This is a genomic window from Peribacillus suis (genome assembly GCF_059384845.1).
This window is the reverse complement of the sequence record NZ_CM182019.1, coordinates 2997701-3014153: the sequence shown is the minus strand read 5'-3', so window position 1 is coordinate 3014153 and position 16453 is coordinate 2997701. Positions and strand designations below refer to the sequence as shown.

The following is a 16453-nucleotide window of genomic DNA, read 5'->3' as shown; positions in this document are numbered from 1 at the left end:
GACACCATGCGCAAAACTAAAATTGTATGTACCATTGGGCCAGCTAGTGAAAGTGTAGAAAAGTTGGCTCAATTAATCGAGGCAGGGATGAATGTAGCACGTCTTAATTTTTCCCACGGTAATCATGAGGAACATGCTGCAAGAATTCGCAATATAAGAGAAGCATCAGAGAAAACGGGGAAACAGGTCGCTATCTTGCTTGATACAAAAGGTCCTGAAATACGGACGAATAACATGGAGAATGACTCGATCGAGTTGACGGCAGGTAAAGAAGTAACGATTTCGATGCAAGAAGTTTTGGGGACACCAGAGAAATTCTCCATTACCTATGAAGGGCTTCTATATGATGTACAAGCTGGATCTAGAATTTTGCTGGACGATGGCTTGATTGGTCTTGAAGTGTTAGCAATTGATGAAACAAAAAAAGAAATTCATACGAAAATCCTAAACAGCGGTACATTGAAAAATAAAAAAGGCGTCAACGTTCCTGGCGTTTCCGTAAACTTGCCAGGGATTACGGAAAAAGATGAAAAGGACATCCTTTTCGGTATCGAACAAGGAATCGATTTCGTGGCCGCTTCTTTCGTCCGCAGGGCGTCGGATGTACTGGAAGTCCGGGAATTGTTGCAACAAAATAAAGCAGAGCATATTCAAATCATCCCTAAAATTGAAAACCAGGAAGGCGTGGACCGTCTCAATGAAATTTTAGAAGTAGCTGATGGTTTGATGGTTGCGCGTGGTGATTTAGGTGTTGAAATCCCTGCGGAAGAAGTGCCACTTGTTCAAAAAGATATGATCAAGAAATGTAACAATGCAGGCAAACCGGTCATTACCGCTACACAAATGCTTGATTCGATGCAGCGTAATCCACGTCCGACACGAGCTGAGGCAAGTGATGTGGCGAATGCGATTTTCGATGGAACGGATGCCATCATGCTTTCTGGTGAAACAGCTGCGGGAACTTACCCAGTCGAAGCCGTTCAGACTATGCATAATATTGCTTCACGTGCAGAAACAGCGCTTAATTATCGGGATATCCTTACAAGGAATAGTAAGTCGGATCGACATAATGTGACAGATGCCATTGGGGAATCCGTTGCACATACTGCGCTTAACCTTAATGCAGGTGCAATCATCACACCGACTGAAAGCGGTCATACAGCACGGATGATTTCTAAGTATCGTCCAAAAGCGCCTATTATTGCCGTTACCTCTAATGAAGATGTATCCAGACGGCTTGCATTGGTCTGGGGCGTTTATCCGCAGATGGGGCCTAAAGCAGAGACGACAGATGATATGCTCCAAACAGCGATTGACCAAAGCCTGGAATCCGGAATCGTTTCCCATGGGGATTTAGTGGTGATTACCGCTGGTGTGCCTGTAGGTGAAATAGGGACGACTAACTTGATGAAAATTCATGTGTTAGGAGAGGTTCTATTGAAGGCTCAAGGAATCGGTAGGAAAACAGCGAAGGGTGAAGTGGTCGTTGCCAAGAATGCCAAGGAAGCCTTGGAAAAAGTACAAGAAGGATCTGTTTTGGTTACAATCGGTTCGGATCGTGAAATGATGCCGGCAATAGAAAAGTGTGCCGCATTGATTACTGAAGAAGGCGGTTTGACTAGCCATGCGGCAGTTGTCGGCGTTACCTTAGGCATTCCTGTCATTGTCGGGGCTGATAATGCGACAAAGGCCTTTAAGGATGGACAGAGAATAACGGTCGATGCCAGCCGTGGAATCATTTATGATGGTCATGCCAAAGTTTTGTAAAACAAAATTTTGGATGAAATCCAATCGTTGATGTAAGATAGGTGTACCGCACCAGAAGTGGGCTGTGCAGGAGGAATGTAAATGAAGTACTTTTTATTGTTTATCATTGCGATGCCGATCATTGAGATTATTGTCCTCTTATTATCTGGCAATCTGATTGGGTTTTGGCCAACGCTGTTCCTAATTGTAGCCACTGGTTTAATCGGAGCTTATTTGGCTAAACGCCAAGGAATGGAAATATGGAAAAAGGCACAGGGTCAGGTTCGTCAAGGGATGATGCCTGGAAATGAAATCGTCGATGGAATCTGTATCTTCATCGGATCCGCTCTGTTGCTATCACCCGGACTGATTTCGGATGTCTTGGGATTGATCCTGGTATTTCCACCCACCCGTAATCTTCTAAAACCAATTGTTATTCGGATTATGATGAACAGGATGAATAAAGGAAAAGTAACGATCATTCAACATAAATAGAAAAAGGCTATCCACAAAGATAAGAATGTGGATAGCCTTTTTTTGCGTTCAGCCCATAAATGCTTCCACATATGAAGGAAATCTTGCCACTCAAAATCTTAACTGTTTCATGCAAAAATGGACAATGAAGAAAGAAAGAAATAAAAAAACAGAATATTTTCAATTATTTTTCTAATAGAAATGCCTATATACCAGGCTTTCTATAGTAAATTAATATCTTTTTTTAAAAAAGTTGGAAAAGTAGGTGACAAATTTATACAGCGTGTTATATAATACAAACAGGAAATAAAATAACTGTATTATAACATATAAGAGTTTGAAAGGATGTGGAAAGCAACATGATTACTGAAGCAAAAGGTTTACAAATAACAGGGGATATCAAGCCTGGATATGAACAAATACTTACTACGGAAGCGCTTCAATTCATTGAACGGATTGAACGGCAGTTCGGTGCAAGGAGAAGGGAACTGTTAGAGCGACGTAAAACGGTCCAAGAGGAAATAAACCAAGGAAAGCAGCTTGATTTCCTGGAGGAAACGAAACATATCCGTGAAGGTGATTGGACAATCGCTCCCCTCCCGAAGGACTTGCAAGACCGCAGGGTTGAAATTACAGGGCCGGTTGATCGTAAGATGATCATCAATGCATTAAACTCAGGGGCTTGCGTGTTTATGGCAGACTTTGAAGATGCCAACTCGCCTACTTGGGAAAATTGCATAGATGGGCAACTGAACTTGAGGGATGCCATCCGCGGTACCATCTCATTTGAAAATCCAAACGGTAAAGTATATAGATTGAATGAAAAAACGGCAGTCTTGAAAATCAGACCCCGTGGCTGGCACTTGGAAGAAAAACACGTTCTATTAAATGGACAGCCTATATCCGCCAGCATATTCGACTTCGGTCTTTACTTTTATCATAATGTGAAAGCATTGATCGAAAATGGAAGCGGTCCATACTTCTATCTTCCAAAGATGGAAAGTCATCTCGAAGCCAGATTATGGAATGACATCTTTGTCTATGCCCAGAATGATTTAAGAGTTCCGCAGGGGACAATTAGAGCGACGGTACTAATCGAAACGATTCTTGCAGCATTCGAAATGGACGAAATCTTGTATGAGTTGAAAGAACACTCAGCAGGCCTAAACTGCGGTCGCTGGGATTACATCTTCAGCTTCCTGAAGAAATTCCGTCACTCAGAGGACGTAATCTTCCCAGATCGATTACAGGTTACAATGACGGTTCCGAACATGAGGGCTTACTCCCTTCTCGCAATCAAGACTTGCCACACCCGTAATGCTCCGGCAATCGGTGGAATGGCTGCCCAAATTCCGGTCAAGAATGACCCGGCCAAGAATGATGAGGCGTTCGCGAAGGTCCGAGCGGATAAAGAACGTGAAGCGAGAGATGGGCATGACGGTACATGGGTCGCTCATCCAGGCATGGTGAGTACTGCGAAAGAAGTGTTTGACCTTCTTGTTCCGAAACCGAATCAAATTTACCGCAAACGTGAAGATGTAGAAGTGACGGCTAAAGATTTGCTGGAAGTCCCAGAAGGATCCATTACGGAGGCTGGCTTACGGACAAATATAAACGTCGGCATTCAGTATATCGCTTCCTGGTTATGTGGTAGAGGAGCGGCTCCTATCAATAACTTGATGGAAGATGCCGCTACAGCAGAAATTTCCCGCGCTCAAGTGTGGCAGTGGATTCGTCATCCTAAAGGCATACTAGAAGATGGCAGGAAAGTGACGGAAGAATTATTCCATCAAATTAAAGAGGAAGAATTGGAAGTCATTAAATCCGAGATTGGTGAAGAAGCTTTCAAAACAGGGAAATTTGAAGAATCTACTAAACTATTCGAAGAATTGATTGTGGCTGAAGACTTCGCTGATTTCTTAACGAATCCAGCATACGAAAAATTATCTTAATATTCTATCAATTATGAACGTACTATAAACTATTAGGGGGAAAATATAATGACGAACGAAAGAGTAGAGCAATTACAACAAAGCTGGGAAAATGATTCAAGATGGACTGGAATTAAACGCACGTATACAGCTGAGGAAGTTATCAAATTAAGAGGGTCCATTGACATCGAGCACACCTTAGCGCGTCGGGGAGCTGAAAAACTATGGAATCTCCTGAAACAAGAAGATTTCATCAATGCACTAGGAGCATTGACTGGTAACCAAGCGATGCAACAAGTAAAAGCGGGTTTAAAGGCCATCTATCTAAGTGGTTGGCAAGTGGCTGCAGATGCGAATATCGCTGGCCAGATGTACCCGGATCAAAGCTTATACCCAGCAAACTCTGTACCACAAGTCGTTAAACGCATCAATCAAACACTGCAACGGGCCGATCAAATCAGCTTTGCTGAAGGAAAAGACGATATCGATTGGTTTGCCCCTATCGTAGCTGATGCGGAAGCAGGTTTTGGTGGAGCCCTTAATGTTTTCGAACTAATGAAAGGGATGATCGAAGCTGGAGCTGCCGGTGTTCACTTTGAAGATCAGCTTTCCTCCGAGAAAAAATGTGGCCATTTAGGTGGGAAAGTGCTTCTTCCAACACAAATTGCCGTACGTAACCTGATTTCTGCCCGCTTGGCTGCAGACGTAATGGGAACACCGACTATATTGATTGCTCGCACGGATGCTGACGCCGCTGACTTGATCACGGATGATATCGATCCAGTCGATGCCCCATTCATCACAGGCGAACGTACTCCAGAAGGATTCTACCGCACGAAAGCGGGACTTGACCAAGCGATTGCTCGTGGCCTGGCTTATGCACCGTACGCTGACCTTATCTGGTGTGAAACGTCCGAGCCGAACCTTGCAGATGCCCGTCGTTTTGCTGAAGCGATTCATGCTGAGTTCCCAGGAAAACTACTAGCATACAATTGCTCGCCATCGTTTAACTGGAAAGCGAAATTGAGTGATGAGGAAATTGCGAGCTACCAAGTCGAATTAGGGAAACTGGGTTACAAATTCCAATTCGTTACACTTGCTGGATTCCATTCATTGAACCATAGCATGTTTAACCTTGCTCTTGGATACAAAGACCGTGGAATGGCAGCATACTCAGAACTTCAACAAGCAGAATTCGCTAGTGAAGGGGACGGCTATACGGCAACTCGTCACCAACGCGAGGTTGGAACTGGATACTTCGATGAAGTGGCACAGGTTGTATCTGGTGGAACTTCTTCTACAACAGCACTTGCTGGTTCTACTGAAGCTGAACAATTCGAAACATCAAAATAAGAGATAGATAGAAAAAATCCGCCCCGAATATCGGGCGGATTTTTCTTTGATTCTAAAGAAATTTGTTTGGAGTAGGTTTTTTCGTATCCGGTCCCATGATGTACGACCAAATGGCTTGAAAGACATGAGCACGTTGAAGGGTATTGAATATGACTAGGGCTACTGGCCCGGCGATCAATCCAAGAAACCCGATTAATTTAAAACCAATGAATAAGGCGATGAGAGTAGCAAGTGGATCCAAGCCAATACTAGAAGAAAGAACTTTTGGTTCAATTAGTTGGCGCTGGACAACAACGATGATGTAAAGCACAGACAGCCCGATGGCAAGACTGGTATTCCCAGAGATGAATTCGAAGATGATCCATGGAATGAAGATGGTTCCTGTACCCAGATAAGGAATGATATCGACTAAGCCGCAAATTAAAGCGATGGTAATCGAATACTTGACCCCTAATATAAGAAATCCGATTAAAATGGTAACGGTCGTTAATGAAACTAGAGTGAATTGAGCGCGAATGAATCCGAATAATGCTCGTTTTAAATCACGGAATAAACGTTTGGCCCCGGAAAATAGTTTATTTGGCAATACATTTCCCGTCATTCGTCCGAAACGGTCATAGTCTTTGCTGATGAAGAAAGTGCCCAGTAGGGTAAAGAGTAGTGCTGTCACCGTCGTTGGAAACCAGCCGATGATGGCGGGGATGTTTTTCAGGAATGCCTGAATGAAACCGCTGACCCCGGTAGTGATGGATTCACCAATATTTTGGATGTTCTTTAGGATGGTGTCCTGCTGATCTTGATCTAATGTATTGAACATGGCTGTGGTTTGGTTATATAGGGGAATGATCTTGGTGGCAATGAGCGTTTCTATGTAATCTACGATGGTTTCGATATGTTCCGGTATCACACCCGCAAGGTAATTAGTACCTGATATGATTTCGGTAACTAATAGGGTGATGAGTCCGGCGAAAATAAGGAAAATGAGTAATAGGGAGACAAATACAGCAAGTCCTCGTGGCAAGTGAGCTTTCTTTTCGAAGAAAGTCACAAGGGGGTTCATCAAGAAAGCAATGATCATGGCAATAATGAATGGATACGTATACTTAGATAAATAAAATAAGGCAATCCCGCCCAAAATGATGATTCCGATGACTGATATGAAACGAATGAAACGGTAGATGTAAACAGGATTCAAGACATTCCCTCCTTCTAACGGCTACATTGTATTATAATTGTAACGACAATGGTAAAGAAAGGAAAGTTCCTTTTGGATCCAATCTGAACTATTTCTATTGGTAGCCAAATAAATATCATGGGTTTTGACAAAGGTAAACAGACGGTTTGTTATGTTAAAATAACAAAAAGGAAAGAGGAGGAGGAGAAGTGATAAACGGCCCGGTCGTGTTTTTAATTTTACTTGCGGCAATCGGTTGGTTTGGGAAAAACACATCCCTTATTGCCGCAGCAGGTTTTCTTTTACTCATGAAAATCATTGGTCTTGATGCCAAAGTGTTCCCTTATTTAGAAGCAAAGGGAATCAACCTAGGCGTTACGATCATTACGATTGCAGTGCTCATCCCTATTGCTAATGGAGCGATTGGCTTCAAGGAACTAGGGGATGCGATTAAATCGCCCTATGCATGGATTGCGCTGGCTTCTGGTATAGCTGTTGCCTTGATTGCGAAAAATGGAATTACCTTGCTTTCTCACGATCCACATATTACAACCGCATTGGTTTTTGGGACGATTCTAGCCGTCGCATTATTCAAAGGTGTGGCTGTAGGTCCGTTGATTGGTGCTGGAATCGCTTATTTATGCATGCAGATTTTTGATTTTTTTAAATAATTGACACAGGGAATGAATAGTAATTGTTTAATTTTTCTGGAATCTTTTTTTCTTTTCTATGTTAGATTTATTCTGCTTCATTTCATTTTTTTGTAAGAATGTGGTGGAAAAAGCTGAAAAAAAAGGTGGATTAGGAATAGAGATTTTTCTAATGAAATAATAATTTTTTCATATTTTAAGCGCTTTTCATTCCCAAAAAAGTGATTATTGTTTATAATAATGTTGTAACTACTCCGAGTCATTATATTAGGATTTAGAAATAGTAGTTTCTGATGATCTAAAAAAAGAGTGTAGTTATTTGAGCAAGCGCTCACTAGGAAGCGAAGCTACAAGCATTAATTTTTAGAATTCGTATAAGCGATTGTAAAAGGTCGTGCATGCTCCTTTGATTGGCATTCACATCAGTGAATACTTATCGATGGGTGACGCATGTCTTCAGCTAAAAAATAGATGGTTGGGTAGGATAGCTTACTCTTGGAAGCGCTATATTTATACGTAATGAGCAAGGATATAGGGGAATTTTAGAAAAAGGAGAGATTTTATATGACAGCAACAAAAGGTCTAGAAGGTGTGGTAGCAACCACTTCATCCGTAAGCTCGATTATCGACGATACACTAACTTACGTTGGGTACGATATCGATGATTTAGCTACAAATGCCACTTTTGAGGAAGTAATCTATCTTTTATGGCATGGAGCTCTTCCAAACAAAAGCCAATTAGCTGAATTAACTAAACAACTAGCTGAAAACGCAGAACTTCCTGCAGAAGTTGTTAATCATTTCAAAACATACCCAATTGATAAAGTACATCCAATGGGTGCTCTTCGCACAGCGGTATCACTTCTTGGTCTATATGATGAAGAAGCTGACGTAATGAGTGAAGAAGCTAACTATCGTAAAGCCATTCGCATCCAAGCTAAAATCCCAACGTTGGTAACAACTTTCGCCCGTACCCGTCAAGGTAAGGAAGCGGTTGCACCACGTAAAGATCTAAGCTTCGCTGCTAACTTCTTATATATGTTAAGTGGTAACGAGCCAACTGCAATCGAAGAAGAAGCATTCAACAAAGCATTGGTTCTACATGCTGACCATGAATTAAACGCTTCTACTTTCACTGCACGCGTTTGCGTTGCTACTCTTTCTGATATCTATTCTGGCGTTACATCTGCCATTGGCGCATTAAAAGGCCCACTTCATGGCGGAGCTAACGAACAAGTTATGAAAATGCTTACAGAAATCGGTTCAGTAGAAAACGTTGAGCCTTATATCAACGAAAAACTAGCTAACAAAGAAAAAATCATGGGCTTTGGCCACCGTGTATACCGTAAAGGTGACCCACGTGCTAAACACCTTAAAGAAATGTCTAAAAAATTGACTGAGCTTACTGGTCAGCCTCAATATTATGAAATGTCGACTAAAATTCACGAAATCGTGACTGGTCAAAAAAATCTTCCGCCAAACGTAGATTTCTATTCAGCTTCTGTATACCACAGCCTAGGTATCGAGCATGACCTATTCACACCAGTCTTTGCTGTTAGCCGTGCATCAGGTTGGATCGCTCATATCCTTGAGCAATATTCAAACAACCGCCTTATCCGTCCACGTGCAGAGTATGTTGGACCAGGTATGCAAAAGTACATTCCGATTGAAAATCGATAAAATTTTTGAATAAATAAAAGTTTTTTCAAAATTTATATTTAATTTCATCGGATTTGTAGTAAATTAAAAGATGTGAGTAAACGAGGTTAGTGGTTCTGCCAAGAATTATAAGGCAGACCAACTAGCCTTTGAATTTGAATCGGAGGTAAAGAGACATGACACAAAGCCAAAAAATCACAGTTACTAACGGTGTTCTTAACGTACCAAACAATCCAATCGTTCCTTTCATTGAAGGTGACGGAATCGGTCCTGATATCTGGGCAGCAGCAGTACGCGTTTTAGACGCAGCTGTAGAAAAAGCATACAATGGCGAAAAGAAAATTGAATGGAAAGAAGTTTTAGCTGGACAAAAAGCATTTGACCAAACAGGCGAATGGCTTCCACAAGAAACTCTTGATGTCATCAACGAATATCTAATCGCTATTAAAGGACCACTTACAACTCCAATCGGTGGCGGCATCCGTTCATTGAACGTAGCATTACGCCAAGTATTAGACTTATTCGTATGTCTACGCCCAGTACGTTACTTCGAAGGTGTACCTTCTCCAGTAAAACGTCCTGAAGACACTGACATGGTTATCTTCCGTGAAAACACTGAAGACATCTATGCTGGTATCGAATATGCTAAAGGTTCTGACCAAGCGAAAAAACTTATCGACTTCTTGCAAACTGAGTTCGGTGTTAAAAACATCCGTTTCCCTGAAACTTCTGGTATTGGTATCAAGCCAATTTCTGAAGAAGGTACAAAACGTCTTGTTCGCGCTGCACTTAACTATGCAATCAAAGAAGGCCGTAAATCATTAACACTTGTTCATAAAGGTAATATCATGAAGTTCACGGAAGGCGCATTCAAAACTTGGGGTTATGAAGTTGCAGAAACTGAATTCGCTGACAAAGTGTTCACTTGGAACCAATATGATCAAATCAAAGAAGCTGAAGGAACAGAAGCTGCTAACAAAGCACAATCTGCTGCAGAAGCTGAAGGCAAAATCATCGTTAAAGATTCTATTGCCGATATCTTCTTACAACAAATCCTAACTCGTCCAAGAGAGTTTGACGTTGTTGCAACAATGAACTTAAACGGAGATTACATCTCTGATGCACTAGCTGCTCAAGTTGGCGGAATTGGTATTGCTCCAGGAGCTAACATCAACTACGAAACTGGACATGCTATTTTCGAAGCAACTCACGGTACTGCTCCTAAATATGCTGGTCTTGACAAAGTTAACCCATCTTCAGTTCTTCTTTCAGGCGTTCTTTTACTTGAACACCTTGGATGGAATGAAGCTGCGGACAGCATCACTAAATCAGTAGAACAAACAATCGCTTCTAAAGTTGTTACATACGACTTTGCCCGCCTAATGGAAGGTGCAAAAGAAGTTAAATGTTCTGAGTTCGCTGACGAGCTAATCAAAAACCTTTAATTTTTACTAATGACGCCTTCAGGAAAAGAGCTGACTTCAGCTCCTTTTCCGGGAGGCGTATAATTATGTATACAGATGTTAAAAGTATTCCGAAATATTTGCATATTTTAAGGAGGAATTAACATGTCTACACGTAAAAAGATTACAGTAGTTGGTGCAGGATTCACTGGAGCTACCGCAGCATTCCTTGCCGCTCAAAAAGAACTCGGTGACATCGTTTTAGTTGATATTCCACAATCAGAAAACCCTACAAAAGGTAAGGCACTTGATATGGCTGAAGCAGGTCCTGTCCTAGGATTTGACGCCTCTATCATCGGCACTTCCGACTACTCAGATACAGCAGACTCAGACGTCGTCATCATCACTGCCGGGATCGCCCGCAAACCAGGCATGAGCCGTGATGATTTAGTTCAGACGAACCAAAAAGTCATGAAAGCTGTAACGAAAGAAGTGGTCAAATACTCTCCACATACAACCATCATCGTTTTAACCAATCCAGTAGATGCAATGACTTATACGGTTTACAAAGAATCGGGTTTTCCAAAAGAACGAGTAATCGGACAATCGGGCGTGCTTGATACTGCCCGTTTCCGTACGTTCGTCGCTCAAGAATTGAATATGTCGGTTAAGGACGTAACCGGTTTCGTCCTGGGTGGGCATGGTGACGACATGGTGCCTTTAGTACGTTACTCATACGCCGGAGGCATTCCTTTGGAAACATTAATACCAAAAGACCGTCTAGACACAATCGTTGCCCGTACTCGTACTGGCGGCGGGGAAATCGTCAACCTACTTGGCAATGGTAGCGCTTATTACGCACCTGCGGCATCCCTTGTGGAAATGGCGGAAGCAATCCTGAAAGACCAACATCGCGTTCTTCCATCAATCGCCTACCTTGAAGGTGAATATGGATTCGAAGGCATCTACCTTGGTGTGCCTACGGTCTTAGGTGCCAATGGAATTGAACGAATCATCGAACTTGAATTGACGGAATCTGAAAAAGCTGCCCTTTCGAAATCAGTCGATTCCGTTAAAGCAGTCATGAAAATCTTACAATAACTCATCCGTTTCATAACAAGACTGCCCGAAACGTGACAGGAATGCTTGTGTTCCTTTCACCTATCAGGTGGTCTTTTTATGTATCGACCCGGATTTTTCGTCCTTACCTTACTTGAGGCAGTAAAAGGAATTGGTGATTTTGGGAGGACGAGAGAATTTTAAGTGTGAATTACAGATAATATTCTTTATAATAGAATTGGATGAGTAGACAAAAGCATGTCTTAAGGGTAATACATAATTCAGGAGGATCTAATGTCAAAGAAAATTCTCGTAGTGGATGATGAACAATCAATTGTTACCTTACTTCAATACAATTTAGAGCAGGCTGGTTACTCTGTAATTACAGCATTGGACGGGGAAGAAGGTTTACAGGCAGCTGTTGAGCTTTGTCCTGATTTGGTCGTATTGGATTTAATGCTACCCAAATTGGATGGGCTTGAAGTGTGTAAACAGCTTCGCCAACAGAAAATAAATATCCCGATTTTGATGTTAACAGCTAAAGATGATGAATTTGATAAGGTGCTTGGCCTGGAATTAGGAGCAGATGATTACTTAACGAAGCCCTTTAGCCCACGTGAGGTAGTTGCCCGGATTAAAGCGATACTAAGAAGATCACAGCATTCTAATAGTACTGAAAATAATGATGATCCAGAGAATGATTCACTGAAAATAGGCGACTTGAAGATCTTTCCTGAACGCTATGAAGCCTATTTCGAGGAGAATCAACTAGAATTGACTCCAAAGGAATTTGAATTACTTTTATACCTCGTGAAGAATAAAGGAAGAGTGTTAACGAGGGATCAATTATTGAGCACGGTGTGGAATTATGATTTTGCCGGAGATTCTCGTATCGTGGATGTCCATATCAGCCATCTGAGGGAGAAAATTGAATCAGACACAAAAAAACCTCTGTATATCAAAACGATAAGGGGCTTGGGTTACAAGTTCGAGGAGCCTAAAAGAGAATGACGACCTACCGTAAGAAACTGCTATTTACCCTCATCACGCTGGTGATGGTCGTACTGATGGCCGTTGGTTTTTTGTTGGGCCATCTTTTCAAAAGCTATTATATTAAAACATTCAACGAACGAATTCAAAATGAAACGTTTTTCATTTCTACATATATTAAAGAGCATGGCGGTATCACCTCCTTTTTGGAAAAAGGTAAAACGTCGAAACTAACGCCGTTGCTTGAATCCAACTTAACCATTCTTTCGACAGATGGAGAGGTTTTATATGATTCGTCCTCTTCAAATGAGTTGCTTGATAGCCATGCAGAAGTCCTTCAGAAAATCACCCTTGAAAAAACGGGGGAGCAGCGTGAAGGCTATGAAGTGGTGGAGGGGGATTCGGACCTTCATTATTACTGGAGCGCCGTTGAAAAGGATGGCGAGATTGAAGGATTTGTCATCCATAGTAATGAAATCGAGGCAATTCAACAAGTCAACCGGCAAATGTGGAGCATATTGGTCATTTGCTTGGGTGCAGCCTTGATCATCATCCTGATGCTGGCAAGTAAAATCACTTCCTATTACACCCGGCCGATTGAAGAGGCCACAATGGCAGCGATTGACCTGGCAAAAGGAAATTACCGTACCCGAAAATTCGAGCAACATTCAGATGAAACGGGGATGTTGACGAACTCGTTGAATATCCTGGCAAGGAACCTCCAAGAAACCGAAATGGCGAGGGAAATGAACCAGGATCGTTTGGAAACGCTCGTCGAAAATATGGGGAGTGGTGTGCTGTTAATTGACAGCAAAGGATATACAACGCTAATCAACCGGGAATTCAAGAAAACCTTTGATGTAGATTCGCATACATTCCTATATCAAGACTATTATTCTGTGATAAAGGATGAAGAAGTCATAGCTCTAATAGAAGAGATTTTCAGGACGGAAAAAACGATAAAACGTCAGGTGAAAATTCCGCTTGCCCTTAAACGAAAGCATTTCGAAATCTATGGAGCTCCCATTATCGGTGATTATGATGAATGGAAGGGAATCCTGCTTATTTTCCATGACATCACTGAACTGAAAAGACTGGAACAAATGCGGAAGGATTTTGTTGCCAATGTCTCTCATGAATTGAGGACACCGATTACTTCTATTAAAGGCTTTTCGGAAACATTGCTGGATGGGGCCTGGAAGGATGAGAAAACCTTAAAGCACTTTTTATCGATCATTTTAAACGAAAGCGATCGGCTTCAAGAGCTCATTCAGGAACTTCTTAATTTATCCAAAATGGAACAGCAGGAATTTGTCCTGAAAACGGACAAGGTAGATATGACTACCATCCTTAAAGAAATTCAGGAAATGCTCATGGGTAAACTACGAAAAAAAGAAATCTCACTCGAAGTCAAAGTGCCTTCGCATTCAGTGGTTATTGAAGGGGAATCAGATCGGATCAAACAAGTGTTCATCAATTTGATTACCAATGCCTTAGCTTATACACCAAATGGTGGGATTGTGACTGTAACGGTTGCGGAGAAGGAACAAACCGTGGATGTGATCGTGCAGGACAATGGAATCGGGATTGAGGAGAAAGAGCTTCCGAGAATCTTTGAACGATTTTATCGAATCGACAAGGCAAGGAGCCGAGATTCAGGTGGAACCGGGATTGGACTTGCCATCGTCAAACATATTGTGGAAGTTCACAAAGGCAAAATTAACGTAGAGAGTAAACCGGGTACCGGCACGACATTCACCGTCACATTGAATAAAAAATTGAAAGGGAATAGGTAGAGTTTACACAGGCTTTACACTTCCTTTAAACAAGCTTCATAATGGAGGGGTACAATGATTGTACAACCCCTCATCCAAGGAGTTAAGTAAGGCAGGGACATTTTAGTCCCTGCCTTTTTCTGTCTGAAAATGGGGAGTCATTGCTGACTTGTTAAAAATTTTCAATTTTACGAAACTTTGGTCCCTTCTTTGCGTAAATAAGATATAACACCAAATAGAAGGGGTGATACATATCGTAAGCTTAAAAAGGATTTATACGGTAACGGGACTTGTTTTACTTATTATAATACTTGGAGTGGTCGCCATTTCCACCTGGTATACGGTGGATGAATCAGATCAATCCGTCATTATGACGTTTGGTAAGGTGGAGGAGACGATAACAGAGCCAGGTCTTCATTTTAAATTACCTTGGCCGATTCAATCGGTCCATAAACTATCCAAGGAAACATTCAGCCTCCAATTCGGGTATAAGGAAGAAGGAGGAAAAGTAACGGAGTATCCGAGAGAGACCAAGATGATAACAGGTGATGAGAATATTGTACTGGCTGACTTGGTGGTACAATGGAAAATTACCGACCCTCCTAAATATCTCTTCAATTCGGATGATCCACAGAAGATTTTATATGATACGACTTCCGCGTCTTTAAGGAGCATCATCGGAAGTACGAAAATCGACGATGCCCTCACTTCCGGTAAGGCGAAAATTGAAGCGGATGTTCGTGAATTGCTGTCGGAATTGATGAAGAAATATGACGTGGGCATTTCCATCTCCGCGGTTAAACTGCAGGATGTCGAGCTGCCCAACGAAGAAGTGCGTAAAGCTTTCACGAACGTAACGGATGCCAGGGAGACGGCGAATACGAAAATCAATGAAGCCAATAAATACGAGAACAAAAGGATTAATGAAGCGGAAGGGGAGAAAGATGCCCTTATTTCAAAAGCGAACGGCGATAAAGCGGCCCGTACGGAAGCGGCCCGCGGTGATGTGGCAGTATTTGAAAAGCTATATAGTGAATATAAAGGCAATAAGGATATCACCCGGGACCGTCTGATTATTGAGACTCTTGAACAGGTATTGCCGAATGCCGATATTTATATCATGAACGATGACGGAAATACAATGAAGTATCTACCGCTGCGCCCATTAGAAAAAGAAGAAACGAAAACGGTGCCTGTCCCTGAGGAAGAAGAAGCGAAAGCACCGGATAACGAAGAGTCGGCAGTGAAAGGGGGCACCCAGCCATGAGTGGAAAAGTGATTGATTTCAATGAGCTAAAAAAGGGCGATTTTCATTGGAGAGGTTATGTGAAAATAGGGATATTCTTCATCATCTTTATCATCCTCATGCTGATCATCTTCACTAATGTGTATATTGTCAAAGAAGGGGAATACAAAGTCGTCCGCCAATTTGGAGAAGTGGTTAGGATTGATAAAACACCAGGACTGAAAGCCAAGGTGCCATTCATTCAAAGCGTTGTGACCTTGCCCAAGTATCAAATGAGCTCCGATGTATCCGAGGCAGAAATCAATACAAGAGATAAAAAAAGGATGTTGATCGATAATTATGCGGTCTGGCGGATTGAAGACCCGAAAAAATTGATCACCAATGCGAGAACACTGGAAAACGCCGAAACAAGGATGGAAGAGTTCATCTATTCTGCGGTCCGTTCAGAGTTGGGGCAGCTGAACTATGATGAAATCATCAACGAGAAATCATCGAGGGGAAGCTTGAACGACCGCATCACAGATAAGGTCAATGAACTGTTAGTGAAGGACAACTATGGAATCAGTCTTACTGATGTTCGTATCAAACGGACGGATTTACCTGCTGAAAATGAGGAGTCGGTCTATAAGCGGATGATATCCGAGCGGGAAAGTAAAGCGCAGGAATATCTTTCAAAAGGGGATGCGAAGAAAAACCGGACCATCGCAAACACTGACCGAAAAGTGAAGGAAATGCTTTCATCGGCGGAAGCTGATGCAGAAGTCATCCGTGCTGAAGGAGAAGGAGAGTCAGCCAAGATATATAATAAATCATTCTCCAAGGATCCTGAGTTCTATAAACTATACCGGACGCTGGAGTCTTACAAAAAAACGGTCGGTAATCAAACGGTTATCATTTTACCATCCGACTCGCCGTACGCAAGCTTGTTAATGGGAAATACTAAATAACAGCATAGCCGTTCATTTTTCTTTCCACTTCCACTCATGGTAGAAT

Annotated in this window: 13 protein-coding genes; 12 read left to right on the top strand and 1 reads right to left on the bottom strand. The window is 42.0% G+C overall.

The window, feature by feature from the left end; genetic code table 11:
- Nucleotides 1-6: 6 nt before the first annotated feature.
- The 4 genes from pyk (at nt 7) to aceA (ending at nt 5504) form a co-directional block, all read left to right on the top strand.
- On the top strand, nt 7-1767 hold the full coding sequence (gene pyk / locus AC503W_RS14685; RefSeq protein ID WP_402986594.1) for a pyruvate kinase: 1761 nt from the start codon (nt 7-9) through the stop codon (nt 1765-1767).
- Nucleotides 1768-1848: 81 nt separating this feature from the next.
- The gene (locus AC503W_RS14680) at nt 1849-2241 is read left to right on the top strand and encodes an FxsA family protein (protein ID WP_402874380.1); all 393 of its coding nucleotides are present in this window, start codon (nt 1849-1851) and stop codon (nt 2239-2241) included.
- Nucleotides 2242-2579: 338 nt separating this feature from the next.
- A complete protein-coding gene (gene aceB / locus AC503W_RS14675) occupies nt 2580-4172 on the top strand; it encodes a malate synthase A (RefSeq protein WP_427686756.1) in 1593 nt (530 codons plus the stop codon).
- Between the two features lie 48 nt (nt 4173-4220).
- Nucleotides 4221-5504 carry an isocitrate lyase gene (gene aceA / locus AC503W_RS14670; protein ID WP_427686754.1) on the top strand — a complete coding sequence of 428 codons (1284 nt, stop codon included), beginning with the start codon at nt 4221-4223 and terminating at the stop codon, nt 5502-5504.
- A 52-nt stretch (nt 5505-5556) separates the two neighbouring features.
- Here aceA and ytvI read toward each other — a convergent pair whose 3' ends face one another.
- Nucleotides 5557-6699 carry a sporulation integral membrane protein YtvI gene (gene ytvI, locus AC503W_RS14665; RefSeq protein ID WP_402957716.1) on the bottom strand — a complete coding sequence of 381 codons (1143 nt, stop codon included), beginning with the start codon at nt 6697-6699 and terminating at the stop codon, nt 5557-5559.
- 188 nt (nt 6700-6887) lie between these two features.
- On the opposite strand from ytvI, the gene AC503W_RS14660 reads away from it, so the two are divergent.
- From AC503W_RS14660 to hflC, 8 genes are all read left to right on the top strand, one after another.
- Entirely contained in the window at nt 6888-7349 is a 462-nt protein-coding gene (locus AC503W_RS14660; RefSeq protein WP_402874391.1) for a DUF441 domain-containing protein, read from the top strand.
- Nucleotides 7350-7892: 543 nt separating this feature from the next.
- Nucleotides 7893-9008: a citrate synthase gene (gene citZ, locus AC503W_RS14655; RefSeq protein WP_402874394.1), complete on the top strand. Its 1116-nt coding sequence runs from the start codon at nt 7893-7895 to the stop codon at nt 9006-9008.
- 155 nt (nt 9009-9163) lie between these two features.
- Nucleotides 9164-10432, top strand: coding sequence for an NADP-dependent isocitrate dehydrogenase (icd, locus tag AC503W_RS14650; RefSeq protein ID WP_402874397.1), 1269 nt, complete (start codon nt 9164-9166; stop codon nt 10430-10432).
- A 123-nt stretch (nt 10433-10555) separates the two neighbouring features.
- Nucleotides 10556-11491: a malate dehydrogenase gene (gene mdh / locus AC503W_RS14645; RefSeq protein WP_402986588.1), complete on the top strand. Its 936-nt coding sequence runs from the start codon at nt 10556-10558 to the stop codon at nt 11489-11491.
- Nucleotides 11492-11743: 252 nt separating this feature from the next.
- Nucleotides 11744-12460: a response regulator transcription factor gene (locus tag AC503W_RS14640; protein WP_402874401.1), complete on the top strand. Its 717-nt coding sequence runs from the start codon at nt 11744-11746 to the stop codon at nt 12458-12460.
- Nucleotides 12457-14235, top strand: coding sequence for a two-component system histidine kinase PnpS (gene pnpS, locus AC503W_RS14635; protein ID WP_402986586.1), 1779 nt, complete (start codon nt 12457-12459; stop codon nt 14233-14235). Before AC503W_RS14640 ends, pnpS begins: the two co-directional genes overlap by 4 nt.
- 232 nt (nt 14236-14467) lie before the next feature.
- Nucleotides 14468-15481, top strand: coding sequence for an FtsH protease activity modulator HflK (gene hflK, locus AC503W_RS14630; RefSeq protein WP_427686809.1), 1014 nt, complete (start codon nt 14468-14470; stop codon nt 15479-15481).
- Nucleotides 15478-16407, top strand: coding sequence for a protease modulator HflC (gene hflC / locus AC503W_RS14625; RefSeq protein ID WP_402874405.1), 930 nt, complete (start codon nt 15478-15480; stop codon nt 16405-16407). The genes hflK and hflC overlap by 4 nt, the downstream gene beginning before the upstream one ends.
- Nucleotides 16408-16453: the final 46 nt, after the last annotated feature.